The organism is Nonomuraea aurantiaca, from assembly GCF_020215705.1.
In the GTDB taxonomy this organism is placed as follows: Bacteria; Actinomycetota; Actinomycetes; order Streptosporangiales; family Streptosporangiaceae; genus Nonomuraea; species Nonomuraea aurantiaca.
Genome location: NZ_JAIWNB010000017.1, coordinates 1 through 25,153 on the forward strand (window position 1 = coordinate 1; position 25,153 = coordinate 25,153).

27 protein-coding genes are annotated in these 25,153 nt (G+C 70.0%); 15 read left to right on the forward strand and 12 right to left on the reverse strand.

What is annotated here, in order from left to right; translation table 11 throughout:
• The first annotated feature begins 213 nt into the window (after positions 1-213).
• The 5 genes from LDL49_RS33355 to LDL49_RS33375 all read left to right on the forward strand — a co-directional run bounded on the left by LDL49_RS33355 (position 214) and on the right by LDL49_RS33375 (position 4,699).
• Complete coding sequence (locus LDL49_RS33355) at positions 214-840, forward strand: TetR/AcrR family transcriptional regulator (protein ID WP_225297023.1); 627 nt, start codon at positions 214-216, stop codon at positions 838-840.
• Positions 837-1,727 carry an ABC transporter ATP-binding protein gene (locus LDL49_RS33360; RefSeq protein ID WP_225297025.1) on the forward strand — a complete coding sequence of 297 codons (891 nt, stop codon included), beginning with the start codon at positions 837-839 and terminating at the stop codon, positions 1,725-1,727. The genes LDL49_RS33355 and LDL49_RS33360 overlap by 4 nt, the downstream gene beginning before the upstream one ends.
• Positions 1,724-3,295 (forward strand): ABC transporter permease, encoded by a 1,572-nt coding sequence (locus tag LDL49_RS33365; protein ID WP_225297027.1) that lies wholly within the window; start codon positions 1,724-1,726, stop codon positions 3,293-3,295. Before LDL49_RS33360 ends, LDL49_RS33365 begins: the two co-directional genes overlap by 4 nt.
• 229 nt (positions 3,296-3,524) lie before the next feature.
• Positions 3,525-4,382 (forward strand): hypothetical protein, encoded by an 858-nt coding sequence (locus LDL49_RS33370; protein ID WP_225297029.1) that lies wholly within the window; start codon positions 3,525-3,527, stop codon positions 4,380-4,382.
• A 17-nt stretch (positions 4,383-4,399) separates the two neighbouring features.
• Entirely contained in the window at positions 4,400-4,699 is a 300-nt protein-coding gene (locus LDL49_RS33375) for a hypothetical protein (RefSeq protein ID WP_225297031.1), read from the forward strand.
• A 94-nt stretch (positions 4,700-4,793) separates the two neighbouring features.
• On the opposite strand, the gene LDL49_RS33380 is transcribed toward LDL49_RS33375, so the two are convergent.
• From LDL49_RS33380 to LDL49_RS33395, 4 genes are all read right to left on the reverse strand, one after another.
• The gene (locus LDL49_RS33380) at positions 4,794-5,249 is read right to left on the reverse strand and encodes a MarR family winged helix-turn-helix transcriptional regulator (protein ID WP_225297033.1); all 456 of its coding nucleotides are present in this window, start codon (positions 5,247-5,249) and stop codon (positions 4,794-4,796) included.
• Positions 5,236-5,988, reverse strand: a complete 753-nt coding sequence (locus LDL49_RS33385) for an alpha/beta fold hydrolase (protein WP_225297035.1) — start codon at positions 5,986-5,988, stop codon at positions 5,236-5,238. Before LDL49_RS33385 ends, LDL49_RS33380 begins: the two co-directional genes overlap by 14 nt.
• A 75-nt stretch (positions 5,989-6,063) precedes the next feature.
• On the reverse strand, positions 6,064-6,357 hold the full coding sequence (locus tag LDL49_RS33390; RefSeq protein ID WP_225297037.1) for a hypothetical protein: 294 nt from the start codon (positions 6,355-6,357) through the stop codon (positions 6,064-6,066).
• Between the two features lie 56 nt (positions 6,358-6,413).
• Positions 6,414-7,421, reverse strand: a complete 1,008-nt coding sequence (locus tag LDL49_RS33395; protein ID WP_225297039.1) for a helix-turn-helix transcriptional regulator — start codon at positions 7,419-7,421, stop codon at positions 6,414-6,416.
• Between the two features lie 139 nt (positions 7,422-7,560).
• On the opposite strand from LDL49_RS33395, the gene LDL49_RS33400 reads away from it, so the two are divergent.
• Positions 7,561-7,935 carry a nuclear transport factor 2 family protein gene (locus tag LDL49_RS33400; RefSeq protein WP_225297041.1) on the forward strand — a complete coding sequence of 125 codons (375 nt, stop codon included), beginning with the start codon at positions 7,561-7,563 and terminating at the stop codon, positions 7,933-7,935.
• Positions 7,936-8,050: 115 nt separating this feature from the next.
• Here LDL49_RS33400 and LDL49_RS33405 read toward each other — a convergent pair whose 3' ends face one another.
• Positions 8,051-8,932, reverse strand: a complete 882-nt coding sequence (locus tag LDL49_RS33405; protein ID WP_225297043.1) for a nucleoside hydrolase — start codon at positions 8,930-8,932, stop codon at positions 8,051-8,053.
• Between the two features lie 426 nt (positions 8,933-9,358).
• Here LDL49_RS33405 and LDL49_RS58605 point away from each other — a divergent pair, with 426 nt between their 5' ends.
• Positions 9,359-10,096 carry a haloacid dehalogenase type II gene (locus LDL49_RS58605; protein WP_225297045.1) on the forward strand — a complete coding sequence of 246 codons (738 nt, stop codon included), beginning with the start codon at positions 9,359-9,361 and terminating at the stop codon, positions 10,094-10,096.
• 56 nt (positions 10,097-10,152) lie between these two features.
• Positions 10,153-11,334: an erythromycin esterase family protein gene (locus tag LDL49_RS33415; protein ID WP_225297047.1), complete on the forward strand. Its 1,182-nt coding sequence runs from the start codon at positions 10,153-10,155 to the stop codon at positions 11,332-11,334.
• 67 nt (positions 11,335-11,401) lie between these two features.
• Here the strand turns inward: LDL49_RS33415 and LDL49_RS33420 are convergent, their stop codons facing one another.
• A complete protein-coding gene (locus LDL49_RS33420; RefSeq protein WP_225297049.1) occupies positions 11,402-12,010 on the reverse strand; it encodes a TetR/AcrR family transcriptional regulator in 609 nt (202 codons plus the stop codon).
• A gap of 97 nt (positions 12,011-12,107) precedes the next feature.
• Here LDL49_RS33420 and LDL49_RS57365 point away from each other — a divergent pair, with 97 nt between their 5' ends.
• Genes LDL49_RS57365 through LDL49_RS33430 form a run of 3 tightly spaced genes read left to right on the forward strand, consistent with a single transcriptional unit; the run spans position 12,108 to position 12,683 of the window.
• Positions 12,108-12,242, forward strand: a complete 135-nt coding sequence (locus LDL49_RS57365) for an NAD(P)-binding domain-containing protein (RefSeq protein WP_263655829.1) — start codon at positions 12,108-12,110, stop codon at positions 12,240-12,242.
• Between the two features lie 7 nt (positions 12,243-12,249).
• Positions 12,250-12,426 (forward strand): hypothetical protein, encoded by a 177-nt coding sequence (locus tag LDL49_RS33425; RefSeq protein ID WP_308016229.1) that lies wholly within the window; start codon positions 12,250-12,252, stop codon positions 12,424-12,426.
• Positions 12,423-12,683, forward strand: a complete 261-nt coding sequence (locus LDL49_RS33430; protein WP_225297051.1) for a hypothetical protein — start codon at positions 12,423-12,425, stop codon at positions 12,681-12,683. Before LDL49_RS33425 ends, LDL49_RS33430 begins: the two co-directional genes overlap by 4 nt.
• A gap of 90 nt (positions 12,684-12,773) precedes the next feature.
• Here the strand turns inward: LDL49_RS33430 and LDL49_RS33435 are convergent, their stop codons facing one another.
• From LDL49_RS33435 to LDL49_RS33445, 3 genes are all read right to left on the reverse strand, one after another.
• Positions 12,774-13,295: a MarR family transcriptional regulator gene (locus tag LDL49_RS33435; RefSeq protein ID WP_225297053.1), complete on the reverse strand. Its 522-nt coding sequence runs from the start codon at positions 13,293-13,295 to the stop codon at positions 12,774-12,776.
• A 96-nt stretch (positions 13,296-13,391) separates the two neighbouring features.
• Positions 13,392-16,388: a glycosyl hydrolase gene (locus LDL49_RS33440; RefSeq protein WP_225297055.1), complete on the reverse strand. Its 2,997-nt coding sequence runs from the start codon at positions 16,386-16,388 to the stop codon at positions 13,392-13,394.
• A gap of 124 nt (positions 16,389-16,512) precedes the next feature.
• Positions 16,513-16,902 (reverse strand): RidA family protein, encoded by a 390-nt coding sequence (locus tag LDL49_RS33445; RefSeq protein WP_225297057.1) that lies wholly within the window; start codon positions 16,900-16,902, stop codon positions 16,513-16,515.
• A gap of 67 nt (positions 16,903-16,969) precedes the next feature.
• On the opposite strand from LDL49_RS33445, the gene LDL49_RS33450 reads away from it, so the two are divergent.
• Positions 16,970-17,572 (forward strand): CGNR zinc finger domain-containing protein, encoded by a 603-nt coding sequence (locus LDL49_RS33450; RefSeq protein ID WP_225297059.1) that lies wholly within the window; start codon positions 16,970-16,972, stop codon positions 17,570-17,572.
• A gap of 48 nt (positions 17,573-17,620) precedes the next feature.
• Here the strand turns inward: LDL49_RS33450 and LDL49_RS33455 are convergent, their stop codons facing one another.
• Positions 17,621-17,869, reverse strand: a complete 249-nt coding sequence (locus tag LDL49_RS33455; protein WP_225297061.1) for a hypothetical protein — start codon at positions 17,867-17,869, stop codon at positions 17,621-17,623.
• Positions 17,870-17,957: 88 nt separating this feature from the next.
• Positions 17,958-18,857: a LysR family transcriptional regulator gene (locus LDL49_RS33460; RefSeq protein WP_225297063.1), complete on the reverse strand. Its 900-nt coding sequence runs from the start codon at positions 18,855-18,857 to the stop codon at positions 17,958-17,960.
• A gap of 79 nt (positions 18,858-18,936) precedes the next feature.
• Here LDL49_RS33460 and LDL49_RS33465 point away from each other — a divergent pair, with 79 nt between their 5' ends.
• Genes LDL49_RS33465 through LDL49_RS33475 form a run of 3 tightly spaced genes read left to right on the forward strand, consistent with a single transcriptional unit; the run spans position 18,937 to position 23,173 of the window.
• Positions 18,937-20,199, forward strand: coding sequence for an MFS transporter (locus LDL49_RS33465; RefSeq protein ID WP_225297065.1), 1,263 nt, complete (start codon positions 18,937-18,939; stop codon positions 20,197-20,199).
• A gap of 2 nt (positions 20,200-20,201) precedes the next feature.
• Complete coding sequence (locus LDL49_RS33470; RefSeq protein WP_225297068.1) at positions 20,202-21,095, forward strand: SDR family oxidoreductase; 894 nt, start codon at positions 20,202-20,204, stop codon at positions 21,093-21,095.
• Positions 21,096-21,145: 50 nt separating this feature from the next.
• Entirely contained in the window at positions 21,146-23,173 is a 2,028-nt protein-coding gene (locus LDL49_RS33475; RefSeq protein ID WP_225297070.1) for a ligand-binding sensor domain-containing protein, read from the forward strand.
• On the opposite strand, the gene LDL49_RS33480 is transcribed toward LDL49_RS33475, so the two are convergent.
• Entirely contained in the window at positions 23,155-25,101 is a 1,947-nt protein-coding gene (locus LDL49_RS33480) for a ligand-binding sensor domain-containing protein (RefSeq protein ID WP_225297072.1), read from the reverse strand. The two genes, LDL49_RS33475 and LDL49_RS33480, sit on opposite strands and share 19 nt — an antisense overlap.
• Positions 25,102-25,153: the final 52 nt, after the last annotated feature.

The following is a 25,153-nucleotide window of genomic DNA, read 5'->3' on the forward strand; positions in this document are numbered from 1 at the left end:
TCCGGTAGTCGCGCACGCCCCAGTCCCGCGCCTGCCGATCGGCGAGAGGATCGGCGGAATAGCTGGCGGCGTGATCGGCCAGCCAGGACAGGAACATGCGCACCCGGGAGCGGTAGGTGCGCCGGGTCTCATCCGACAGCGGCGCGCGCTCCACGTTCGCGGTAACGCTGAACACTTGCATGGTAACCAATACATTCGTATAAGCTCTTGGATGTGCGACCAATATCTGAAGAGGACCTGACGACGCGCGCCCGCATCCGCGACGCCGCGATGGCGTTGTTCGCCGAGCGGGGGGTTAAGGCCACCACCATCCGCGGGATCGCCGAGGCCGCCAAAGTCTCGCCCGGCCTGGTGCAGCACCACTTCGGCGCCAAGGAAGAGCTGAGACAGGCGTGTGACGAGTACGTCCTCAGCTACCTGCGCGAGCAGATCAACGTGGGTGTCACCGAACGCAACCTGGAAAAGCCCGAATTCATCGAGAACGTCCACCGGACCGCGCCGCCCTTGATGAAATACCTCGGCCGCGCGCTCGTGGACGGTTCACCCGCGGCCGCCGCGATGTTCGACGAACTCGTCAGCGTGACGCAGGAGCATCTCGCCACCGACGACCACTGCGAGGTGGACCACCGCGCCCGCGCGACCGTGCTGACGGCGATGAAGCTGGGCATCACCGTGCTGCACGAGCACGTCTCCCGCGCACTGGGCACAGACCTTTACGCCCCGCAGGGCACGCTGCGCGTCGGCAAGGCGCAGCTCGACCTGATCAGACCGGAATTCATCGGCCGCGAGCTGTTCGACCAGGCGCGGACAGGCTTGGAGAAATTCGAGGGACCCCAATGAACGCCGCAGTGCACGCCGACGGCCTGGTCAAGACCTTCGGCCAGACCAAGGCCCTGGACGGGCTCGACCTCACCGTCAAGACGGGCGAGGTGCACGGCTTCCTCGGCCCCAACGGCGCAGGCAAGACCACCACGATCCGCATTCTGCTGGGCCAGATGCGCGCCGACGGCGGCCGGATCGCGTTACTCGGCGGCGACCCCTGGCACGAGGCCACCGAACTGCACCGAAGGCTCGCCTACGTGCCCGGCGACGTCACCCTGTGGCCCTCGCTGACCGGCGGCGAGGTCATCGACCTGCTGGGCAGGGTACGCGGCGGCCTGAACCCCAGGCGGCGCGCCGAGCTGCTGGAGCGTTTCGAGCTCGACCCGCGCAAGAAGTGCCGCATCTACTCCAAGGGCAACCGTCAGAAGGTGGCGCTGGTGGCCGCCTTCGCCTCCGATGTGGAACTGCTGGTGCTCGACGAGCCGACCTCGGGCCTGGACCCGCTCATGGAGGCGGTCTTCAACGAGTGCGTCCTGCAGGAAAAGCGCGAGGGCCGCACCGTGCTGCTGTCCAGCCACATCCTGTCGGAGGTGGAGACACTGTGCGACCGCGTCAGCATCATCCGCGCCGGCCGTAGTGTCGAGTCCGGCAGCCTGGCCGACCTGCGCCACCTCGCCCGCACCTCAGTGACCGCCGAGCTGATCGGGCCCGCGCCCGGCCTGGCCGTCCTGCCCGGCGTGTACGACCTGACCATGGACGGCGCCCGGCTGCGCTGCCAGGTGGACGGCGACGCGCTCACCGCGGTGCTCGCCGAACTGGCCAGGGCGGGCGTGCGCACCTTGACCACGCAGCCGCCGACGCTGGAGGAGCTGTTCCTGCGCCACTACGAGGGAGCCGCCAGATGACCGGCACCTGGGCCCTGATTCGGCTCATCGTGCGCAGGGACCGCGTGCTGCTGCCGGTGTGGATCGCGATCACCGCGCTGCTGCCGGCCGGCATCGCCTCGACCACCACCGACCTGTACGCCGACCAGGCCGCCCGCGACTCTTTCGCGACGGTCTCGGCGAGCAACCCCGCGCAATTGGCCATGCGCGGTCCGATCTACGACGCGAGCGTCGGCGGCCTGACCGCCTGGACGCTCGGCTCGTCCCTCGCGCTGATCGGCGGGCTGATCAGCATCCTGCTGGTGATCAGGCATACCCGGGTCGAGGAGGAGACCGGTCGGCGCGAGCTGCTGGGTTCGGGTGTCATCGGCCGCCACGCCCCGCTGGCCACCGCGCTCGCGGTCGTGCTGGCCGCCAACCTGCTGCTGGGCCTGCTGTCGGTGCCCGCCCTGGTCGCGGGCGGCCTGCCTGCGGGGTCTTCGCTGCTGTTCGGGCTGTCCACTGCTGCGGGCGGCTGGGTGTTCGCGGCCGTGGCCGCCGTCGCCGCGCAGCTCACCGCCTCGTCCGGTACGGCTCGCGGGCTGGCCATCGGCGCCGGCGGGTTGCTGTTCGCGCTGCGCGCGCTGGCCGACGCCGGCGGCATTGGCTGGCTGGCGTGGCTGTCGCCGTTCGGCTGGGTCCGGCTGACCAAACCCTACGCTGGCGACCGGTGGTGGGTCCTGGGGCTGATCGCGGTGTTCGTCGCCGCCCTGGCGGCGGCCGCCTTCGCGCTGTCCACGCGGCGTGATGTGGCTGGCGGCCTGCTCCCCGCCCGCCCCGGACCCACCACCGGGACGCTGTCGGGCTCGTTCGGCCTGGCCGCTCGCCTGCACCGGGGCACACTCGCAGGCTTCGCGATCGGTTTCGGCCTGATGGGCGTCCTGCTCGGCGTGGCGGCGCGCGGGCTGGATGCCCAGGTTGACACGCCGCAGTTCCGGGAGCTTGCCGCCACCATCGGCGGCACCGACGCCCGTATCTCGGACGTGTTCTTCACGTTCGTGATGTACGTGCTCAGCCAGCTCGTGGCGGGGGCGGCACTGGTGTCGGCATTGCGCGCCCGTGGCGAGGAGGCGGCGGGGCGGGCCGAGCTGCTGCTGTCCACCCCTGTCGGTCGGCTGCGCTGGGCGCTGAGCCACCTGGTGTTCGCCATCTTGAGCCCCCTGCTGCTGCTGGCTGTACTAGGCGCGGCGGCGGGGCTCGCCTACGACGGCGACGTGGCCCGCGTCACCGGGGCCACGCTGGCCTACCTGCCCGCGGTCTGGACCGTCGTCGGGATCGCGATGCTACTGTTCGGCATGCTGCCACGGCTGGCGGCGGCCGTCAGCTGGACCATGCTCGGCCTCTTCCTGGTCGTGGATCTGCTGGCGGAGTTCAAGCTGGCCAGCGGGATCGTCCTGGACCTTTCACCGTTCGTACACGTGCCGGCGATGTTACTGCGCGGTGCCTCCTCACCGGTGGCGCCGCTGCTGGAACTGACCGTGGCAGCCGTTACCCTGGCCACGGCGGGGCTGGCGTTCCTGCGCCGCCGCGACCTGATGCCCTCTGCCTGAAACGGCCCCATTGAGGAGCTGATGGCCGACATCGATATGAGCCACGATGCGGGGTTCACCGTCATACTGACCCCCGCAGCTGACGCTGTGGCGGTCGCGGCCAGGGGTGCGGCACGCCACCGACAACGTGTGATCTCTCGAAGTCCCAGATCAGACAAGGTTTGGCGGCTCATCGCACAGTTCTTAACGGCACCCCGGGTTCGTCAAGCTGGATAGCAAAGGCGCGTGGGTGCTGGCCTTTTTGGTCGCCAGACGCGTCGCCCCCGACAAAGGGCGCGGCGTCGGATTCGAACAGGAGTCCACCAAATGTTTCGACCGAAACATTTTCCTTCGCATCAGCGCCCGGGACTTCGCCCGCCGGACCGGCACCAGCGCCAAGCGAGTTATGGCCTTCTTTGATGCTTGGGAACGGCTGGCTGATGAGGGCGTCGTTGACCACGCCGCTGATCTGCATCCGGACACGGAGGTCGAGCTCCCGGACAGCCGGAAATATCCCTTCTATGGCTCGAAGGGCTATTACCGGAGCTGGGAGGCCGCCAGCCTCAAGTCCGATCGGGTCGAGGCGATCGAGGAGGAGGCGGAGAAGTCGGGAACCCGCCCTTCGGCCGTCGCCTACATCCTCAATCACCCGACGGCGATCAAGACCGCGCTCCTGACTGATGAGCCGACGCGAACGGCGGCGTGGGAGGCGCTTGAGGAGTTCGACGCCCGTCAGGCGGCCGCAGATGCTGACCGCGCCGCGGCCGCCGAGGTCACCAGCGAGCGGCAGCGCGAATACGACGACGTCATCCGCGCAGAGCGGGACGCCTACGCCGCGCAAGCCCGCGAAGCAGGCGAAGGATCGCAGGCCGATGCGTCCATGGACGTCTTCAACGCGATGGCCGAGATCCGCATGGCCGCCTCGCGGGCGCTGGCGCTGCTGAGCAAGCAAGAGATCAACTTCACCACGGACCGCGCGGAGGCCATCGCGGAGCTGTGTGACGGCGCCGAGGCGGCTATCGCCGCGGTCCGTGACATGGCCACCGGCGCTGCTCTGGACGACGCCGCGCTCGCCGCTTTCATGGACGAGAACGGCAAATTCCTGTGAGCCGCCGCCGTGATGAGATGGGCTGGACCCGGGCCGAGAACGACGTCGCCGAAGTGATGATCTGGCTGCGCGGCAACCACGGCCGCGAGCTCAGCTACGCCGACATCGCCGCCGTCGTCGGCATCAAGGACGGTGCCCGTCTGCGGCGGGCCGTCAAGGTCGCCCGCGTGGTCGCGGCCAACCGGGGCGATCGCCTGGAAAGATTCCTGCCATCGCAAAGCCCCGCCCGTCGCCGGGTCTTCGATCGTTATCTGGGGTACTCAAGCGTTCTAGCTGGTCAGCCGCTTGAAGGTCTGTCAGGCACGTCAGGCAAGTAGGTTGCTCGCGTTCGGCGCGCAGGTGGATGGTCGAGAGGTCCATTGGTCGCGTGAAAAGACCGCGCTGGACGCTGCCGCGCCGGTGGTCCGGTGGTCAGTGGCGGGTGCGGCGGGACAGGGCTTGTCCCGCGGGCAAATCGGCGACGAAGGCCCGGAGGAACCCGAAGAGGTGCTCCAGATCGTGCCCCTCGGCTGCGGCGTCGATAGACCGGTAGAGATCGTCTTCGATCCTGATGATCTTCTGGCCGAGCTGGGCTCCTTCCGCAGTGAGCGACAACTCGACGTGGCGGCGATCGTGGGTTGCCACTTCGCGCTTGACCAGGCTGGCGGCGACCAGCCGGTCGACGAGTCGGCTCGGGCTGGTGCCGCTCTCGCAGATCAGCAGTTCGCCGAGGCCGTTGAGTGTCAGGGGCCCTCGCTCCTGGAGGACGCGGATGACCTCGGCTTGGGAGGGCGTGAAGCCCAGCGGTCGCAGGGCCTGGCCGAGCATCCGGTTGCCTTCTCGTTGCGCGGCCAGGATCAGATAGCGGAGCTCTTCAGCGGCCCGCACTGGCCACCTCGGGCTCGTCGAGGCTTTCGGCCAGGAACATCTCGACGGCGCGGGCGTAGGTCTCGGGATGGGTGAAGCGGAACATGTGCCCGGTCCGCTCCAGCACGATCTCGCTGGCGTTCGGGATCCCAGCGCGCATGATCTGCGCCGCCTCCTCGCCGATCAGCTTGTCGTGTGACGGTGTGATGATCAGAGTCGGGGCTGCGACCTTGTCCAGACGGTCGGTGTAGTCGGCGGCCAGTGCCGCGGTGAGGCGGGCTCCGAAGGATGTGGCCGGGGTGTTGGCCAAGAACAGGTGGCGGCTGTCGGCCTCGCTCCAGGGGATCTGGCCCTCGGCATCGTGGGGTGAGGCCAGCCGGTGGGCGTGTGCGCGCAGTACCAGCTGCCGGTAGAGGTCGCCGCGCAGCCGGCCCATGAGCCGCATGGCGGTTTTCCAGAGCGGTGAGGAGATCGGGTTGGCGGCGAAGCCGCCGGACATCACCAAGCCGCGGAGCCCGGCCGGTTGGCGGACGGCCAGCGCCAGCGCGATGTTCGCTCCGAAGGAGTCGCCGACCAGCACGTATTCGTCCAGGTCAGCGATGTGAGCCGCAGTGGCGTCGGCGTAGGCCTCCATGTCGTTGACGTCTTCGGGAAGGCGGAAGGTGCGTCGGGGCCGGTGAGCCAGGGGGGTGAGCTGCTCGAGGTCCCAGGGGGCGCCGGAGAAGCAGGGGATGAAGACCAGCGTCGGTTCGTTCGTCATGGAGATTAGATTACACGACATATATGTCGTGTCAAATAATCTGTATGGGCAGCCCCGCCAGACAGCCCGAGGCGCTCAGGCCAGGAGGCCCAGGGTTTCGGGTGTTTCCCAGGCCGTCAGCTGCCGCTCAGGGTCGGTTTCCTCCTGCGCGCACTGGTTGATCAGCTCGGCGAGGGCTTGCCGGTCCTCCTCGGACAGGTCCTGCAGGAGGGCGATCACCGGCTCCAGGACCTCCATCGTGGCCTCAGGCGTGATGGCGTCGTCATCGCTGAGATCCAGTCTGACGACGACGTCAGTGAGGGCTTTGGCCAGGGTCCACGATGCGGGCCCGCGAAAGCGCTTTGCCGCCGCGCTCGATGGCATCGCCATGCCAAGCTGTGCGCTGTCATTCCCTGCTCGACGATTACGGCAGTGGAGTGGCGGTCCTACTGGTGATCGGTGCCGGTGGTGTAGCGGGCGGCGGCCTCGGCCGCCTTGCGGGCCAGGGCCTGGCGGAGTTCGGCTGGGGTGAGGACTTCGGCGTCGGTGCCGAAGGCCAGCAGTAGCTCGGCTGCGGCCAGGGAGCGAAAGCGCAGCTCGACGTGTACCCGCTCCGGTCGGTCGTCGGCGTCGGGTGAGAGGCCGGTGGGAGGGGGCCCGGCCAGGTCTGCTTCGTGGATGCGCAGGAATCTGGCCAGGATGTCCCGGTGGACGCTGACCGTGACGGGCAATGGGGCGGGGATGTCGTCGATATGACGGCGCAGGCCGTCCCAGACGTCGGCCAGTTCGAGGCCGGCGCGGCGTCGTACGGGCTCGTCGAGGATGGCGGCTGACAGGGCTCGGTCGGATCGGAAGAGTGCGGGCTCGCCGCGGTGGTCGGCGACCAGGTACCAGACGCCGGCCTTGTTGACCAGGCTGTACGGATCGAGAGTGTAGGAGCGGACGCGGTTGTCACGGCCGTGCCGGTAGCGCAGGCGCAGCCGCCGGTCGGTGAAGACGGCCTGCTGGAGTACGGCCAGATCGGTGGCCGGGCCGGTGATGGGGCGTGCCGGTCCGCCGCGCCAGCGCACCGGGTCGATGAGGATGCGGCGGCTGGCCAGGTCGGCGTCCGGCCGGTGCGGGGCGGGCAGGGCGGCCATCAGCTTGCGCAGTGCGGAGCCGAGCGCCTGCCCCAGGCCCAGCTCAGCGTGAGCACGGTCGGACAGCAGCACGAACAGGGCGCGGGCCTCGTCGGCGGTCAGGCCGGTGACGTTGGTCCGGTAGCCGGGCAGCAGGGCGATGCCGCCATGGGGCCCGCGCACGGTGTAGACGGGCACGCCGGCCGACGACAGCGCCTCGATGTCGCGCATGACGGTGCGGACCGACACCTCCAGGCGCTCGGCCAGCTCGCCGGCGGGCAGCCGGCCGTGCGTCTGGAGCAGCAGCAGGATCGACAGCAGGCGCTCGGACCTCATGGTTCCAAAATTACCCAGGTATATGACAGCACCTGACATATACCTCGGTGAAGCTGCAGGCAGACGAGCCACCCGCAGGGGGCGGCTTCGAGCGTCCCCGGCCTTGCCGGGGACAGAGCACCACGAAAGGAACTGTGCTGTGACCGCAACGAACGCGCTCGCCCAGAAGATCGCCGAGGATTTCGTCCGCGCGTGGACCGGCAAGGACGTCGAGAAGGCGCTGAGCCTGCTCGCCGACGACGTCGTGTGCGAGGCCCCGAGCGGCATATTCGAGGGGGTGGAGGGCTACCGCCGGTTCCTCGAACCGTTCGCGAGCACGATCACCCGCGCCACCGTCATCGACGTCCTGGGCAACGGCACGAACGCGGCGACCGTGTACACCGTCGACACGCCCATCCTGAAGGACTTCCGGGGCACCGACTACCTCACCGTCGAGAACGGCAGGATCACGCGCGTGATCAGCGTCTTCGACCGGCTTCCGATGGCTCAGGCCAGAGGCGACATCCAGCCCTGACCCGGCCTTGCGCCGGCGGGCCCGCATATGTGAGCAGCCTCGGTCAGGAGGCGCGGGCCTGCTCGGCCGCTGTCTGTCATCACGCCTGACTGGTCCTGCCTGCCGGCGTCGTGCGTCAGCCGTGCTCGCGCCCGAAAGCGCGGATCTTGGCGAACATGTCCTCCAGCAGGAACCGCACATCGACGTCCTCGCAGACCCGGATCGGGTGGTTCGAACCGGGCAGGTAGGAGCCGTCCGCACCGAAGCGGGGAGCGGGCCTGACCCGCAGGTTTCCGCTCGCGGGGAAGAGCATCAGCGCGATGGCCGGCGAATCGCCCAGCGAGCGGGACTCGATCGGCCCGGGATGGTAGGTCGCGTTCCACTCGTGCAGCTGCTTGATCAGGTAGCGACCCAGCGGGCCGGCGTCGCCGATCTTCTCCTCCAGTTCGGCGTAGCTCACCGAGACCTTGGTGTAGACGTCTCTGGGCACCTGCCACACGGTCATGCCGGAGCCGAACACCACGTTCGCGGCGTGGACGTCGTTGGAGAGGTTGAACTCGATCCGCGGGCCCTCGTCGTAGCCGCGGTATCCGGAGCCGCCGATCCAGATCACGACCAGCGGTCGTCGTACGAGGTCGGGGTCCAGGAGGATCGCGGCGGCCATGTCGGTCAGCGGCCCGAGAAACGCCACATAGAGCGGGTCGTCCTCGCTCGCGAGCTTCGACTCCTCGATGATCAGCCGTGCGCCGGGGGAGTCCACCGCGGTGTGCTCGTCCGGCAGTGGCGTCGCCGCGCCGTTCGCGACGGTGACGGTGTCGGTCAGGCCGAGCAGATCAAGCAGAAGGTCGATCTCCTCGCGGGACTCCTCCATGCTCCGCTGCGACCGCCAGGTGCCGAAATGGGCTGGGATCAGCCCGCGCATGTCGAGAGTCGGTGACAGCAACCCGTGGACGATGGCGAACTGGTCATCGGCCTCGTTCTTGGCGTCGGTGTTGATGATCACTCTGCGCTTGCGCATCTCAGCTCCCATTGCATAGTTATGCACTGCCGCATAATCTTCCGTTCCGGTAGGTTGTCCGACCTTCGTGGCTCTGTCAATGAGAGACCCGCCGGAGTCCGGTCAGCGACGGGGCCATGTGGTCGATGGCCGAGGAGTGGCGGACCCTCGCGATGGGGCTGGTCGGCATCGGCCGGGCCGGGCGAGTCCGGTGTCCCGCAGGAGGCCGTCGCGCCGGCTGCTTACTCGGGCCGGTACAGACGATCTCGGACTGCCTGGCTCCCTGCTATACGGTTAACCGTGTCGATCAAAACGGTTACGGTGGCGGACGCCGTCGGCTGCTGTCCGGGGCGCGGGCCCGGCCGCTCGCCGACCTGGGACGCGCAGGGCCGAAGTCTTCCGTGCCCGGCTTCAAGCGAACCACGACCTCGTCCAGGAGCGTGCACGGTGAACTTCAGCGACTTCGATGCCCTCAGCTTCGACTGCTACGGGACCCTGATCGACTGGGAGAGCGGCATCGCGGCCGTACTGCGCACGTGGGCCGGTGCGCACGGCCTCCGGATGACGGACGAGCAGTTGCTGGCGGCGTACGGGACGCACGAGGCGCGGGCCGAGGTCGAGCACCCCGGCGACCTCTACCCGCGGATCCTGGCGCGGACGATGCGTGGCCTGGGTGCGGAGCTCGGCGTGCCGGTCAGTGACGAGGAGGCCGAGCGGCTGGCGGTCTCCGTGCCCGACTGGCCGGCCTTCCCCGACTCGGCGGCGGCGCTCGAACGGCTCGCGCGCCGGTACAAGCTCATCATCTTGTCCAACGTGGACCGGGCCTCCTTCGCCGGCTCGAACAAGCGCCTCGGCGTCACCTTCACCAGCATCCTCACCGCCGAGGACATCGGCTCCTACAAGCCGTCTCCCCGCAACTTCGAGGCGCTGGTGCGCGAGGCCGGGCGGCTCGGGGTGGCCGACGGCAAGTTGCTGCATGTGGCGCAGAGCCTGTTCCACGACCACGTGCCGGCCAAGGCCGCGGGCTTGCCGACGGTGTGGATCAACCGCCGTCACGGCAATCCAAGCGGGGGAGCGACACCGGACCCGTCGGCCGACGTCACCCCGGACTGGACCTTCACGTCCATGGAGGCGTTCGCGGACGCGGTCGACGCCGACCCCCTGTTTGAAGGTACGCCCTCATAAACAACCGAAAAGTCGGCCAAAGTCTCTACAGAAGGTTCAACGATACCGTCGAATGCATGACAGTCTCCAGCTGGGACGCCGCCCGTCCCCTCACCGGCGGCGCCCTCACCGCGCTCCTGTCTCCCGCCATCCGCCTGCTCGGCCTCGGCGAGCCCACCCACGGCGTCGAGACCTTCCTCGAGCTGCGCAACGAGCTCTTCCAGCACCTCGTCGAACACGAGGGCTACCGCTCGATCACCATGGAGAGCGACTGCCTCGCGGCCCTGACCGCCGACGCGTACGTCACCGGCGGCACCACGACCCTCGACGACGCGATGAGCCGCGGCTTCAGCCACGGCTTCGGCGCCTCACCCGCCAACCGTGAGCTCCTGCGCTGGATGCGCGCCTACAACGAGCGGCGTCCCCCGCACGAGCGGCTCCACTTCTACGGCTTCGACGCCCCTCTGGAGGTGACCGGGGTCGCCAGTCCCCGCCCAGCCCTGACCACGCTGTACGACTACCTCGCCGCCCACCTCGACCTGGCCTGGAGCCGCGAAACCCTCGACGAGCTGCTCGGCTCCGACGAGCGCTGGACCGACCGGGGCATCATGGATCCCACCGAGTCCGTCGGCCGCACCCCCGAGGCCAAGGAACTGCGCCTGATCGCCGACGACCTGCGCGCGCTGCTCACCGCGCACGCCCCCCACCTGGTGGCCACCACCTCACCCGACGACTGGTGGCGGGCCGACCTGCACGCCCGCACCGCCGCCGGGCTCTTGCGCTACCACGCCGGCCTGGCCGACACCGCGCCCACCCGCCTCGGCACGCTCATGTGCCTGCGCGATGGGATGATGGCCGACAACCTCGATGCCATCGTCCGCCGTGAGGCCCGTCGCGGCCCCACTCTCGCGTTCGCCGGCAACCGCCACCTGCAGCGCGACAAGAGTCACCTGCGGTTCGCCGGTCAGTCGCTCCAGTGGTGGAGCGCGGGCGCCATCATCGGCACCCACCTCGGCGACCAGTACGCCTTCGCCGCCACCACCTTCGGCACCCGCGGCTGCGACGTCGCCTCTCCCGACACCCTCGAAGGGCTCCTGTCGGCCCTGCCCCACGCCCGCGCCGTCATCGACCCCTCCCGCCTCGCCGCGACGCTCGACCGGACGCCGACGCCCCGCGTGCCGGCCGACCACACCTATCTCTCCCTCGACCCGGCCACCATCGACGAGATCGACGCCATCGTCTTCGTCAAGGAGATCTGAGCCACCCATCCTGGCCGTCGTCCCCCGGAGGGGGCTCGTGAGGGGCCCCGGGAGATGGCCGATCGTCTTATGAGCTCGCGTCGTCGATGTGATGGAGAGCGGCGAGGAGGGGCCAGGTCGACGCGGCCATCTCCGCCGGTGTCCGCGGGCAGCCGCGCTGGAGCCAGTCGGCGGCCACGCCGATGAGCGCGCCCGCGGTGAACGCGGCGGGCACGTCATGCGGGACCTCAGGGGCCGCGACCGGTGACACGCACGCGGCGAGGTGGATGGTCGCGGTGATCCGGCGGCGTACGTGGTCGATGACGCGCGCGCTGCCCTGCGGCCCCAGCAGGCTGCGATAGAGACCGGCGTACTCGGCGAGGTTGGCGAAGAACGCCGCCAGCGACAGGATCGGGTCCGGCGCCTCGTCCGCCGTCTCGCAGGCGAGGGCGGGCAGGGACTCGATCAAGTCGTCGACCATGGCGGTGCAGGCGGCCTCGGCCAGCTCGTGTACGTCCCGGTAATGGGAGTAGAAGGCGGAACGGCTCACCTCGGCCCGCTCGGCGACGTCGGCGACGCTGATCTGCGACAGGTCCCGCTCCTCGGCGAGCTGGATCAGAGTGCGCTGCAGGGCCGCCTGGGTGCGTCGCACGCGCAGGTCGACCTTCGGGGGATTGCTGTCTCTGGTCGTGGCCACATCCGTAACTCTAGCCTACCGGACATGTGTCTTTTTTCTTGCATGTGTTCTATATCTTGCAGATGTCACGCAAATTTCCCACTGAGATGGAGACGCCATGACCAAGACTCTCGGCCTCATAGGCACCGGAATGATCGGCGGCACGCTGGCCCGCCTCGCCGTCGCAGCAGGTCTGAACGTCGTTCTGAGCAACTCGCGCGGCCACGCCGGCCGAGGCCGCCGAGGCCGGTGACCTGGTCGTGGCGACCATTCCGCTGCACGCCTACGACCGGCTGCCGGCCGCCGCTCTGGCGGGCAAGATCGTGATCGACACGATGAACTACTACCCGGAGCGCGACGGCCGCATCCGGACGGGGCCGCCGACCGCAGCGCCCTGCCCATCGCCGGCGACGACCTGGCCGCCAAGGCCGAGGTGACCGCGCTGCTGGACGCCCTCGGCTACGACGCGGTGGACACCGGGTCGCTCGCCGACAGCTGGCGCAGCGAACCGGGCACGCCGGTGTTCGTCCAGCCGTACTTCCCGGGGAGCGCGCCTGAGGAGGGCGGCCAGGAGGAGGCGTTCCGCTGGTTCTTCGAGACCCCGGGCGTCCCGGTGCCGGCCGCTCAGGTGAAGGAACTGATCGACAGCGCCGTACGAGGTGTGGCGGGCGGAAAGCTTACCCCCGGGGCATAGCCCGACGCGTGGTGACCGCTCCCTGGCCTGACGGCTCGTGGAATCCTTACTCGACGAAAGGGTTCCACGAGTCCTGGCCCGGGCGCCGGGTCAGCCGTGGCGAACCGATGGGGCACTCCCCATCGTGTCGCGGGCCAGGCGGGCGAGGAGGCGTCTGAGTGTGTCCACGTCCTCGTCGCTCCAGTCCGCGAGGAGCGACTCAAGATCTTGCTGGACGCACTCCATGATCCGCTCCCCGATCTCCCGTCCGCGGGGCGTCAGGGCGAGCAGCACGCTGCGTTCGTCCGACGGCTCGCGGACACGCACAATGAGGCCCGCCTCGTGCAGGCGATGGGCGATCTTGGTGAGGTTGGCTCGCCCTGTTCCGAGGGCCAGTGCGAGGTCGCTGGGGCGCATCGCCCCCCGGTAGCTGAGCTGGTTCACGACGAGGAACATCGGCACGTCGTTGACGGGGAAGTCGACGGCGGCCATGAGGGCCAGCCGCACCGCATGACTGTCCGCCCAGTGGACGATCGAGGAGAGCGAGACGCGCGGATCGAGGAGGTCCGGCGCGATGACGGATGACAGATCGATGTCCTGATCATCCAGCTCGTGGCGTTGTGTCCGCGTCACGATGTCCCTCCCCTCGACCGTTGTATCCGGGAACCCTACTGCCGGTCGGTGAGGGCGGGCGACCGGATCCAGAGGCACCCCGCCCTCCCCGCCGGCTCAGCCCGCCGTCGCTTCGCGTAGCAGCAGCCGCACCGGCCCGAGCAGGCCGTGGTCGTGTACCTCGGTCTGCTGCATCCCAGCGCCTCCGGCCAGCCGCGCGGCGATGTCAGGGATCGAGTCGTAGTAACCGCGGGCGAGCAGCCGGTTGTTCAGCGAACTCGACACCCGGACCGTCACCGTGTTCTCCCCAGGCCGCAGGTCGGAGGTGACATCCACGCTCGGGCAGGAGGTGTCGAAGCCCCTGACCGGGCCCTCGTTGACCCGTACGGAGCCGAGCCCACCCGCCGTCGAGCCGAGGTCGAGCACATACCCGGCCCCCGCGACGGGCGCCTCCTCCAGGGTGAACGTCGCCTCGTACGCGCCGACCCCGCTGACGTCGGGACCGACCTCGGGAAGGTCCTTCCACGGGCGGAGCGGGCCGCGGCCACCGTCGAGGCGGGTGATCGCGGTGGTGGGCCGTACCTCGCGGGTCTCGTAGCCGAGCCCGCGGTCCTCGCTGATCACCTCGAACCCGCCGGCGTCCCAGCTCTCGACCGTGGTCGTCCACTCCGCGATCTCCTGGAGGAGGCGCGGCTCGACGGGCTCGGAGGCGGCCGGCTCCCGCGCCGAGCGGTCGATCGTGAACAGCGCGGTCTCCCCGGGCGCCAAGGTCACAGTGATGAGCGTCCGTCCCGCCTCGGCGACCGTCCCCGCTTCGCTGATCGACTGTCCCGCTTCGTACCGGATGCCGGAGTGGGGGCGGATGTCGCCGGTCCAGGCGTCGATCTGGTGCGCCGTCCCGATGCCGGGCAGGGCGACCTCGACCGTGGTCGGCTCGCCGGTCTCGTACAGGAAGTGGTACAGGTACAGGTGCAGCAGGTCGCCGTCCTCCCGCAGGTGGCTGAGCAGGCTGCGGTTGCCGCCGGTGAACTCGGCGCGCCCGGCCAGGCCGAGCTCGCGCAGCGCCTCGACGGTGCCGGACGGGTCGCCGACCTCGGCGACGGTCGGCAGCGCGCGAAGCCGCGCCATCGTCTGGGCGAGCTCCTCGTCGCGGCCGTCGAGTCCCGGGGTGCGGGCGGCGGCATGGGCGTGGGTGGTGTACTGGCCGGCCGTGAGCCACTTGAGCTCGGTGGCACCGTTGACGATGAGCAGCTTCATGCCCTGCCGCGCCCACTCCAGAAGCTTGACCGCCACGTCCGGGTCGAGCGTGTCCTGGTAGACGACGAGCGCCTGGTATCCCGGACCGTGCGGCTGCACGAGCCCGTCCGCGAACGACACCTCCTCGCGCAGCAGCAGCGACCCGTCGAAGAACTCGTAGGTCCACCCGGCGTCCTGCATGCCCAGGTCCTGCCACCAGTGGTTGTGCCGGTCGCGCATCCACATGCGCCCGTAGGCGTCCTCGTCCGGGATCCGCCGCCCGTCCTGGTCGAGGAAGACCAGCCCCGAGGTGTTGTCGGTGAAGTGGTCGGTACGGAGGATCCCCACGTCGATCCGCGGCCTGCCCTGCCGCAGGACGCACTGGTAGCGGCCGATCGCCTTGTTCCACAGCGGGTAGAACTCCGCCGCGGGCTGACGCGTGTCGAACCGCTCGGAGAACATCGGCCACATGCCCTCATGTCCGGGCCAGTGGGTGACGCCCTCCGCGCCCGCGGTGCTCGCCCAGCCGTGCAGCACGGTCTTGGTGATGCCCGCCGCCAGCTGGGTGGCGATGATCTGGTCGTAGAAGCGGTGGTCGAGGATGTGGTTGCGGGTGGTCGCGCCGGTCTCGGAGGAGTACTGCTTGCCGAACAGGTGAGCCGGACCGGCCATCAACCGATAGGCGTCGATCTGCGCGCCGAACTCCAGCGACTCCGTCTCGATGCCGTCGACCTCCGGCCCCGGCCGCGTGAGCTCGAACGGCAGTCCGTAGCTGATCTCGGCGCGGAGCGAAATCCCGTTGTCGTGCAGGAACGCGGCGAAGGGGCGCAGCATGTTCTCGATGTAGAGATCGGTGAGCGTACGCACGTAGTCGAAGCGCACCTTCTCGACGGTGACGCGGTGCTCCTCGCGTACGTCGTTGTGGTAGGTCGTACTGACCGCCATGAAAGGCGCGGACCTGATCAGGAAGGGCAGCCAGCGGGTGAGGTCGTACCCGCGACGGGCGCGGAACTCCCGCGCGACGGTGCGTCCCCAGAACATGCCACCGGCGCCGTAGACCGACAGTTCGAGGGAGTCCATGTACATCTGCGCGCGGGGATTGCGGCTGATCTGCTCGCGCAGCTCGGGGGTGAGGACGACCGAGTCCCAGTAGTCGATGACCGCGTCGACCCCGTCCCGGTCCAGGTAGTTGACGGTGTAGTTGACCGACGCCGAGGGCGAGGCGGTCTGTCCGGTTCCGTGCATCCAGAAGACGAACAGCCGCCAGTCGCCGTCGGCGGGCGCGCTCCACTCCAGCGTCTCGTCCCGCACCCGGTCCGTGAGGTCGACGACGGAGTCGAGGTCGAGGATCGCGCCCGTCGCGCCGGTCTCCAGCAGGCGGGCGGCCACGACGGCCACCAGGTGCTGCTCGGTGACCTTGCCGCGGTGGCCGGGAATGTGCAGCGTGGGCGGCTCGGCGTCGAGGTCGACGCGCGGCAGCGCCCCGCTACGCGAGCCCGAAGGGGCGAGGTCCTCGAACACCACGTCGAGCTCCTGGGCCGCGGCCGGGTGGTCGGGGGTGATCGTGGGGAGGTTGGCGTTCGCCCAGTTCGTGCCGGAGGTGAAGCTCACCGACATGTTCCGTTTAGTGGTCTCTTCGACGACCACCTGGGAGTCGTGCACCCACTCCTCCGCGCCCCAGCCGTAGCGGGAGTGGTCGATGGCGCCCTCGTCCATCGCGAGGAACTCCATCCCGCCGAAACCGAGCCGGTGCGCGGTGTCGATCTCGCGGACCAGCGTCTCGTCGGTGTGCAGACCCTCCGCCAGCCACCAGCGCAGCTCGGGCCGGAACTCGATCGAGGGGTCGGCGATCATACGGGCGAGGTCGTCGAGTGACACGCGTTTCTCCCTGAACGTCAATGGGCGGCCATGAGGGTGGCCGCCGGACCGACCCTAAGGCGCGCAACAGGAGAAAACAATGTCGTGAGGAAACAATAAATTGTCCTGAGGAAACTTGTAACGGTCACACGACGGCGACGGCGTCGATCTCGACGAGGAAGCCGGGGCCCAGGCCGGCGACGACGTGGACCGTGATGGCCGGCGGCGGGTCGGCCCGGTTCCACACCTCCTGGAAGGCGGCCACGCCCTCCTCGAACGTGTGGCCCTCCACCACGGCGATGCGCCAGTGCACGATGTTCGCCAGGCTCGCCCCTTCGCTCTCCAAGATGGTCGCGAGGTTGCGGAACGCCTGCCTGGACTGCTCCCCGACCGTGGGACCGACGACCTTGCCGTCGGCGCCGACGCCGTTCTGCCCGCCGATGTAGATGGTCTTCGCCGGCTGCTCGACCACGACGGCCTGGCTGAAGGCCGGGCTGCGGTGGAGTCCCTCGGGGTTGATGTGCCGGGTGCTCATGTGTCGCCCTCCTGTGACGCTGACACCAGTAATAGTGGTTACGTACGACACCAGTTATAGTGGTTTCATGCGAGCGAGTGCAACCGGCCGGATGCTGCACGACCCCAAGGGCGGGTCGTTCTGGTTCGACGCCGGCGCCGTCTGCCTGGACTTCGCCCACACGGGCGGCGAGGGCCGTTACGCGGTGTTCGAAACCCTGCACGAGCCTGCCGACCTGGGCGAATGGCTGGCCGAGCCGCCGCTGGCCGCGGTCATGACGGTCCCCGTGACGGCCCGCGAGCTGACCGCGGCCAAGGCCCTCCGCCAGGCGATCTGGGACGCGGCGCACGCCCAGGCGGCGCGTCACCCCCTCCCCACCGGGGCGGTCGCGACCATCAACCGGGCCGCGGCCGCGCCGCCACTGGTCCCCGAGCTCGTTGCCGCCGGCACGACCGCGGGGTGGGTGCGGCCGGTGCGAGCCACGCAAGCGCTGTCGACGCTGGCACGGGAGATGATCGAGCTGCTGTCGGGGCCGCTCTCCGAGCGCATCCGCGAGTGCGCGAGCGACGACTGCCCGCTCGTGTTCGTCGACTCCTCCCGCCCCGGCGCCCGGCGCTGGTGCGCCATGGAGCGCTGCGGCAATCGCCACAAACTCCGGGCTCACCGCGCCCGGCGGACCACGGAGCCGTGACCGTTCCCCGACCTGCTCGACGCCCTCACCAGGCCAGGGCCCGTCGCGTCACCGGAGATCGCGGCGACGTCGTTCCATCGTCTCGTCATGGGCCGATCGCGGCGGCAGGTCAAGGGGCTCCGGGTCGGACAGGACGAAGATATCGAACAGGATGCCGCCCACCACGAGGATGGCCACCACGGCGACCACTACATACGGCAGCGATTCAGGTACGAAGATCACCACCGTCAGAGCGACGAACCCCAGCACCAGAACCGCCACAAACGCGAGGGCGAGCTGCCGCAGTCTCTCCTTCACACATCCTCCCGATCAGCGCAGGTAAGGGGAACACTCAACGGCTTCCTGGCGTATTCGTCGGGAAGCACCACCGCGGATTCCGGCGAAGTCACAAATCCGGCGAGCTTCCGGATTCCGCCGCCGAGATGCCGAGGGCGGACAGGAACGCCGCGGCGACGGGGGAGGGGGAGAAGCGACTCCAGATGAGGTGCTCCATGCGGGCCGGAGCGTCGCGCAACTGGAGGATGGGCAGGCCGGGAAGCTCGGCCACGAAGGCGGCGGGCAGCAGCCCGATGCACAGGCCCTGCCGGATCAGGCGAGCGATGAAGTCCACGGTCGTCACCTCGAAGGCGACCTCGCGCCGTACGCCGGCCGCCGCGAACGCCTCGTCCGACTGCGCCCGCGCGGCGGTGCCCGGGGGGAAGTCGACGAACGGTTCGTCCGACAGTTGCCGCAGGTCCACGCGCTGCTCATCGGCCAGCGGGTGGTCGGGTGGCACCAGGGCGACGAGGTCGCCGCGCCCCAGTTCGCGGCCGCGGACTCCCTTGGGGCGTGCGCCCAGGGGAAGCCCGAGGAAGGCGGCGTCCAGGGTGCCCTGGCGTACCCCTTCGATGAGATCCTCGCTCGCGCCCGAGCGGAGGCTGATCCGTACCTGCCGATGCCGCAGGTGGAACTGTTTCAGCGCGGCCGGCAGATCGACCGCCGCGACCGTGGGGATGGCGCCGATGGCGAGCCGGCCGCGGATCTCGCCGGCGGCGGCCGCCACCTCGGCGCGGGCTCGTTCGGCGGCGTCGAGCGCCTGGCGGGCCGCGGGGAGGAATGCCTCGCCGGCGGGGGTCAGCCGGACGCGGCGGCTGGTGCGGTCGAACAGCTTGGCACCCAGCTCACGTTCCAGGCGGGCGATCTGGTGGCTCAGCGCGGACTGGACGACCAGGCACTGCTCGGCGGCGCGGGTGAAGTTGCTCGTCTCCGCGACCGCGACGACATAGCGCATCTGCTGCAGCTCCATGGATCAATCGTGATCCACGATCGGTTCGATGACAAACATGCGTTGGACTCATTGATCGGCTGTCGCCCAGGCTGGGGGCATGACGGCGATGAGACCTCACAACACGGACGGGGGCCTGTCACGCGGGCTGCTCTTCCTCATGTCGGTGGCGACCGGGCTGGCGGTCGCGGGCAACTACTTCGCGCAGCCGCTGCTCGACCTGATCGGCCGGGAGCTGGGGATCGGGCCGTCGCGGGCGGCGCTGGTCGTGACGGCCGCGCAGATCGGGTACGCACTGGGCCTGATCCTGCTGGTGCCGCTCGGTGACCTGGTGGAGCGGCGGCGGCTGGCCATGTCGCTCTACGCGGCGACCGCGGTGTTCCTGCTGGTCTCGGCCACCGCGCCCAACGGCACGGTGCTCTTGGTCGGTACGGCCCTCACCGCGCTGACCTCGGTGGGCGCGCAGGTCGTGGTGCCGTTCGCGGCGACGCTGGCGGCCCCGGCCGAGCGTGGCCGGGTGGTCGGCACGGTGATGACCGGGCTGATGCTCGGCCTGTTGCTGGCGCGTACCGCGTCCGGAGCATTGGCGGAGGTGGGCGGGTGGCGGACTGTCTACTGGGTGAGTGCGGTCCTGATGGCACTGATGGCCGTGCTCCTGCGCGTCTTCCTGCCTCGGCTGGATGGGGGAGATGGGGGACACCAGTCGTACGCCGGTCTGCTGCGCTCGACGGTGGCGATGTTCCGGTACGAGCCGTTGCTGCGGTGGCGGGCGGGCATCGGCGCGTTGAGCCTCGCCTCGTTCAGCGTGCTGTGGACGGCGCTGACCTTCCTGCTGGCGGGCTCGCCGTACGGCTGGTCGGAGTCGGCCATCGGCCTGTTCGGGCTGGCCGGTGCCGTGGGCGCGCTGACCGCCACGGTGGCGGGGCGGCTGGCCGACCGCGGGTACGTACAGATCGTTTCCGGTGCCGGGACGGTCCTGCTGGTGGCGTCCTGGTGGGCGCTCGCGGCCGGGGCGCACTCTCTGGTCTGGCTGCTCGCCGGCGTGGTCGTGCTGGACCTGGCGCATCAGGCGGTGCTCAACAGCAGCCAGAACGTCCTCTACGCGCTCCGGCCCGAGGCCCGCAACCGGATCAACTCCGCCTTCATGACCTCCCTTTTCGTCGGCGGCGCGGTGGGGTCCGCGCTGGCCTCGGCGATCTGGGCGCACAGCGGCTGGACCGGCGTGTGCGTCCTGGGCGCCACCCTCTCGGCCGGAACCGTCGTGCTCTGGGTCCTGGAGCGCATCACCGTTGACCGGGCGACAGGGGAGCCCTCGAAGGTCGTCCGCAACCTCGTCCGTACCCCCACCATCAAGGGAGAATGACCATGTCGCGCACTGTGCTGATCACCGGCGCCACCGGAACCGTGTCCACCGCACTGATCAACGCGCTGGAAGGCGCCGATGTGCGCCTCCGGGCTCTCGTCCGCGAAGAGTCCAAAGCGGCCGGCCCGCGTGAGCGGGGCGCCGAGGTCTTCGTCGGTGACCTCGACGACGCTCGGTCGCTGCCGCCCGCCTTCGAGGGCGTGCGGGACGTGTGGCTGCTCACCCCGAACGGCCCGCGCGCTCCGGAGCACAACATGAACGCCCTGTGGGCCGCCCGCCAGGCCGGTGTGGAGCGCATCGTGCGCCTGTCCGTCGTCGGCGCGGCACACGACGCGCCGAACCGCAGCGGCAGGCTGCACGCGCTGTCCGACCGGGAGGCCGAACGGTGCGGCATGCGCTGGACGATCCTGCGTCCCCACTGGTTCATGCAGAACCTGCTGAACGAGGCGGGCGACATCGCCGCCACGGGCACGTTCTCGCTGAACATGGCCGCGGCGCGGATCGGCATGATCGACGTACGCGACATCGCCGAGTGCGCCGCCCGCGTGCTCCTCGACGACCCGGACCGCCACCACGGCCGGACGTACACCCTCACCGGCCCGCGCTCGCTGACGTTCGACGAGGTCGCCCGCCCATTGAGTCGCGCTCTCGGCAGGTCCGTCACGCACGTGCCGGTCGGCGACGACGCCAAGCGCAAGACACTGCTCGGCTACGGCGTTCCGCCGTGGATCGTCGACATGCTGGAGGAGTACGCGCAGGCGTACGAATCCGGCTGGGGAGACTTCACCACCGATACGGTCGCCGACCTTCTCGGCCGCCCTCCGCGCGACATCGCCGACTTCGCCCGCGACCACGCCGCCGCGTTCGCCCCGGCCGATCGGCAACTACGGGCCTAACCGTAATAGGAAGACTTGACCATCGTCGGCCGAGTTTCTAGATTTCGGTCATGACCTTAATTAGGCGATTCGTGGCGGCGGGGCTCAGCGCCGCCATGCTGCTGAGCCTGGCTCCCCCCGCCCACGCCGCGGCCGGCCGGCACCCGACGGGCCGGGTGACCGATCTCGGCGTCCCGCTGCAGGACGTGCTCCTCCTCGGCGGCGTCGTGGCGCCCGGACCCGACGGCCAGGCGGCGCTCTGGGGCGCCTCCTCGGGCACCCCCGCCCACCTCAACGCCGTCGCCCCCGCCACCGGCGCCGAACGCGGCCGGTTCGACCTGCCGGGCGCCGCCGGGGCCTGGGCGGTGGACGCGACGCCCGACGGCAGCCTCTACGCCGGCACGTACGGCGACGGCCGCCTCTACCGCTGGACCCGCCAGGGCGGCGTCGCCGACCTGGGCCGCCCCCTGCCGTCGGAGAACTTCATCTGGTCCGTGGCGGCCGGCGAGGGCGCGACCGTCTACGGCGGCACGTCACCAGGCGGCCGGCTGTTCGGCTACGACCCGGCCGGCGGCGTCCGGGACTACGGCCGGCTGTCCGCTTCGCACGCCTACGTCCGCAGCGTCTCCTACGCCAACGGCAAGATCTACGCGGGTACGGAGGCCCCGGCGGCCGTCTTCGAGGTCGACGCCGCCACAGGCGTGGCCGAGCGGCTGCCCGCCCCGCCGGGACTGGACCTGACCGACAAGTGGGCCTACGACGTCAACGCCGTCGGCGGCTTCCTCTACATCAGGTTCGGCGGCGCCTTCCCGGGGCCGTTGCACATCTGGGACATCGCCGCCCATGCCTGGACGGACGCCGTCGAGTCGGCCCACGGCCTCGACGTCTCGCCGCCCGACGACCAGGGCCGCGTCTACTTCGTCAAGGCCGCCGAGCTGGTGCGCTACGACCCGCGCACCCGTACGGTGACCGGGACCGGGATGCCGTTCACGGGGCGGGTGGCGAACACCCGGGGCATCGGCTGGGCGGAACTGGGCCTGCCCGACTATCCCGGCAAGAGCCTGGTCGGGCTGCTGTGGCGGGGGCTGATGTTCCGCTACAACCCGCAGACCGGCGCGCGCTCGTTCGTACAGACCGCCATCAAGGGTGAGCCGATCGACATCACCGCTATCGCGGACGGCCCGGACGGCCGCGTCTACACCGGCGGCTTCCTCAACGGCGGGTTCGCCGCGCTCGACCCGAAGACGGGGGAGCGGACCGAATTCCACACCTTCTCCCAGAGCGAGGCCATGACCGCGCACGCCGGCAAGCTGTACGTCGGCGCCTATCCCGAGGCCAGGGTCTACGCCTACGACCCCGCGCTACCGTGGAACAGCACCGAGTACTCGCCCAGCCCGGAACCGGGACCGGCGCCCAACCCGGCCCGGCTGTTCGACCTCGCGGCCGACAAGCAGATCAGGCCGCGCGCCCTGGTGTCGGCGGGACGCTACCTGGTCGCCGGCACGATGCCCGACCTCGGTCAGCTCGGCGGGGTGCTGGCGGTGTGGGACCCGGAGAAGGGCGAGCTGAAGCACGCCGCGCGCAACGTCGTACAGGACCAGAGCATCGTGTCGCTGGCCTACCGCGATGGCGTCGTCTACGGCGGCACCTCGATCTACGGCGGCCAGTCGGCCACCCCGCCCACCCAGCCCGAGGCCAAGCTGTTCGCCTGGTCGGTGCGGGAGAACCGGCTGCTCTGGCAGATCGTCCCCGCGCCGGGCAAGCCGGCCATCCCGGCGCTCACCTTCGACCGCCGCGGGCGGCTGTGGGGGATCGCGGGCGGCGAGGTGTTCGCGGTGAACGTGGCGGCCCGCAAGGTGGTCTCCAAGGTCACCCTCTCGTCGAGTACGAGCGCGAGCGGCGCCCTGTCCCTCAACCGGAGGGACGGCCTGCTGTACGGCGCGCACGCGGGGACGGAGGTGTTCGCGCTGGACCCGGTCTCCGGGCGGCGGACGGTGCTGCGGCAGGGACCTGTGCACCACCTCGCGGTGCACAGGTCGGGGGACGTCTACTTCGCCGAGGGGCCGCGGTTGTTCAGGTATCAGCCGCAGAGCCGGTAGGTGGAGAAGTTCTCGAAGCGTGACAGGTACATGTGCTGATCCGGGCCCTTGAGCAGGATCGAGATCGGGCGGGCGATGAGCGTGAGCGTCATCGCCGCCCGGTCGATCCGGTAGGCCTTGCCCTGCACCTTGCCGTACAGCATGCCGTCGCGGCCCAGCTCGATGTTGGTGTCCAGCCAGACCTGGGTGGCGGTGGACCACGGGTAGGTCTGGTGCCGCACGCTGCGCAGGGTCTGGCCGGTGGCCGGGTCGAGCTCGAAGAGCGTGTCCGGGGTGAGCCCCCAGAGCCGGCCCTCGCCGTCGAAGGTGATCGAGCCGAGCGCCAGGTCGCCGGGCACCGGGGTGCTGGTCCACTTGAGGGTGTCGGTGGCGATGTCGTAGGCGAAGGCACGGGCCTCGCCCTGGGGAGTGCTGGTGCCGCCGAACGCCGACGTCGTGCCGTACAGGATGCCGTCACGGTAGGCCAGGGCGATGATGCTGTGGCCGGGGATGAGGTTCCGCCTGATCACCGACGTGCCGGTGGCGGGGTCGAGCAGTCCCAGAGCGCCGCCGATCGTACCGGCCTTGGGCACGGTGCCGAAGGCGAGCCAGTCGCCGGCCGAGACCATGGCGAAGGGCCGGTCCTGCTCCTGGTCGGCGAGGCCGAGCAGCAGCCGGGGCGCGGTGCCGTCGAACTCGTAGATGCGGGCGCCGGGGTAGACACCGAGGTAGAGCTTGCCCTTGTGGGTGACGATGCCCTCGCTCTGGCCGACGTTCGGCCAGAACTGCGCCGCGCCGGTCGCCGGGTCGTAGGCGGCCAGGCCGCCGGTGAAGAAGCCGCCCGCGTAGACGCGGCCGTCGGGGCCGACCCCCATCGACCTGATGGAGACGGGCTGACCGGTCAGCGTGGAGTCGTACAGCCTGCCCCGGCCGCTCTTGCTGTCGTAGTGCCACATGCGGCCGGTGGAGGAGGTGCCGACGAGCGTGTGGCCGATCCAGCCCAGCGGGCGGGCGGCGGCGCCGCCGAAGTCGGTGAAGCCGAGCCGGGTCGTCTTCCCGCGCCTGATGTCGTAGACGGCGAGCTCGTCGCCCTGGAAGAGGTAGACGCGGCCGCCGCGCGCCCCGCCGCCGACGGTGAGGCTGTCGACGTCGTCCACGACGTCGCGCCAGCGGTTCCTGGCCAGGTCGTAGACGCCCATGGGGTTGGTGCCAGTGGAGGTGCCGAAGCGGACCAGCAGGCGACCGGCCACGATGTCGAGGTCGTAGGCGTAGCCGCTGCCCTCGATCGGCGGGTCGATGACCTTGATGAGGGTGCCGTCGGGCTTCAACACCGCCACCTTCATGCTCGCGGCGCCCATGCCGGCGTAGATCGTGCCGTCCTTGGCGATGGCGAGGTCGCGTATGTACTGCTCACCGGGCACCGGGCTGCCGAGGTCCGAGATCCGCCCGGTGGCCGTGTCGTAGCGGAAGAGCCGGCCGTTGGGCGAGGTGCCGCCGTAGACGGCGGAGCCGTCGGGGCTGGCGGCCACGGTCCACACGAACGTCTCGCCCGGCACGGCGATGCCCAGCTCGCTGACCTGATCGGTGACGGGGTCGTAGCGGAAGAGCCGGCCCATGGCCCCGGCCGTGGCGTTGTAGCTGCCCACGTAGACGGAGTGATCGGGGGCGACGGTGACGGCCCAGGAGCCGAGCGCGTACGGCAGCGGGCGTTCGGCGACCAGGGTGGCGTCCGCCGCGTTCCTGATGCCGAGGATGGCGGGGCCGGACGCGCTGGAGGTGACCGAGTAGACGCGGGCGCCGTCGCGCGCGGTGCCCGCGGTGGTGGCGCCGGTGAGCGGCAGGGTGCCCAGGCTCTGGAAGCCGCAGCCTGTCGGCGGCGCAGCGGTTTCGGCCTTGACCGGAGATGTGATGGACAGCGCGATGGCTAATGCCACAGCGAAAATGCGCATAGTTCCCTCCAAGAGAGATATAACGGCCTTGACCGTAATTTCTCACCTGGCT

Bases quoted from the DNA above. Each gene is read 5' to 3' on its own strand.
- LDL49_RS33480 (WP_225297072.1), bottom strand. From the start codon at position 25,101: ATGCGCATTTTCGCTGTGGCATTAGCCATCGCGCTGTCCATCACATCT.
- LDL49_RS33475 (WP_225297070.1), top strand. From the start codon at position 21,146: ATGACCTTAATTAGGCGATTCGTGGCGGCGGGGCTCAGCGCCGCCATG.
- LDL49_RS57365 (WP_263655829.1), top strand. From the start codon at position 12,108: ATGACCAAGACTCTCGGCCTCATAGGCACCGGAATGATCGGCGGCACG.
- LDL49_RS33445 (WP_225297057.1), bottom strand. From the start codon at position 16,902: ATGAGCACCCGGCACATCAACCCCGAGGGACTCCACCGCAGCCCGGCC.
- LDL49_RS33390 (WP_225297037.1), bottom strand. From the start codon at position 6,357: ATGGCGATGCCATCGAGCGCGGCGGCAAAGCGCTTTCGCGGGCCCGCA.
- LDL49_RS33470 (WP_225297068.1), top strand. From the start codon at position 20,202: ATGTCGCGCACTGTGCTGATCACCGGCGCCACCGGAACCGTGTCCACC.
- LDL49_RS33375 (WP_225297031.1), top strand. From the start codon at position 4,400: ATGGGCTGGACCCGGGCCGAGAACGACGTCGCCGAAGTGATGATCTGG.
- LDL49_RS33385 (WP_225297035.1), bottom strand. From the start codon at position 5,988: ATGACGAACGAACCGACGCTGGTCTTCATCCCCTGCTTCTCCGGCGCC.
- LDL49_RS33365 (WP_225297027.1), top strand. From the start codon at position 1,724: ATGACCGGCACCTGGGCCCTGATTCGGCTCATCGTGCGCAGGGACCGC.
- LDL49_RS33405 (WP_225297043.1), bottom strand. From the start codon at position 8,932: ATGCGCAAGCGCAGAGTGATCATCAACACCGACGCCAAGAACGAGGCC.
- LDL49_RS33360 (WP_225297025.1), top strand. From the start codon at position 837: ATGAACGCCGCAGTGCACGCCGACGGCCTGGTCAAGACCTTCGGCCAG.
- LDL49_RS33395 (WP_225297039.1), bottom strand. From the start codon at position 7,421: ATGAGGTCCGAGCGCCTGCTGTCGATCCTGCTGCTGCTCCAGACGCAC.
- LDL49_RS33415 (WP_225297047.1), top strand. From the start codon at position 10,153: ATGACAGTCTCCAGCTGGGACGCCGCCCGTCCCCTCACCGGCGGCGCC.
- LDL49_RS33450 (WP_225297059.1), top strand. From the start codon at position 16,970: ATGCGAGCGAGTGCAACCGGCCGGATGCTGCACGACCCCAAGGGCGGG.
- LDL49_RS33465 (WP_225297065.1), top strand. From the start codon at position 18,937: ATGACGGCGATGAGACCTCACAACACGGACGGGGGCCTGTCACGCGGG.
- LDL49_RS33460 (WP_225297063.1), bottom strand. From the start codon at position 18,857: ATGGAGCTGCAGCAGATGCGCTATGTCGTCGCGGTCGCGGAGACGAGC.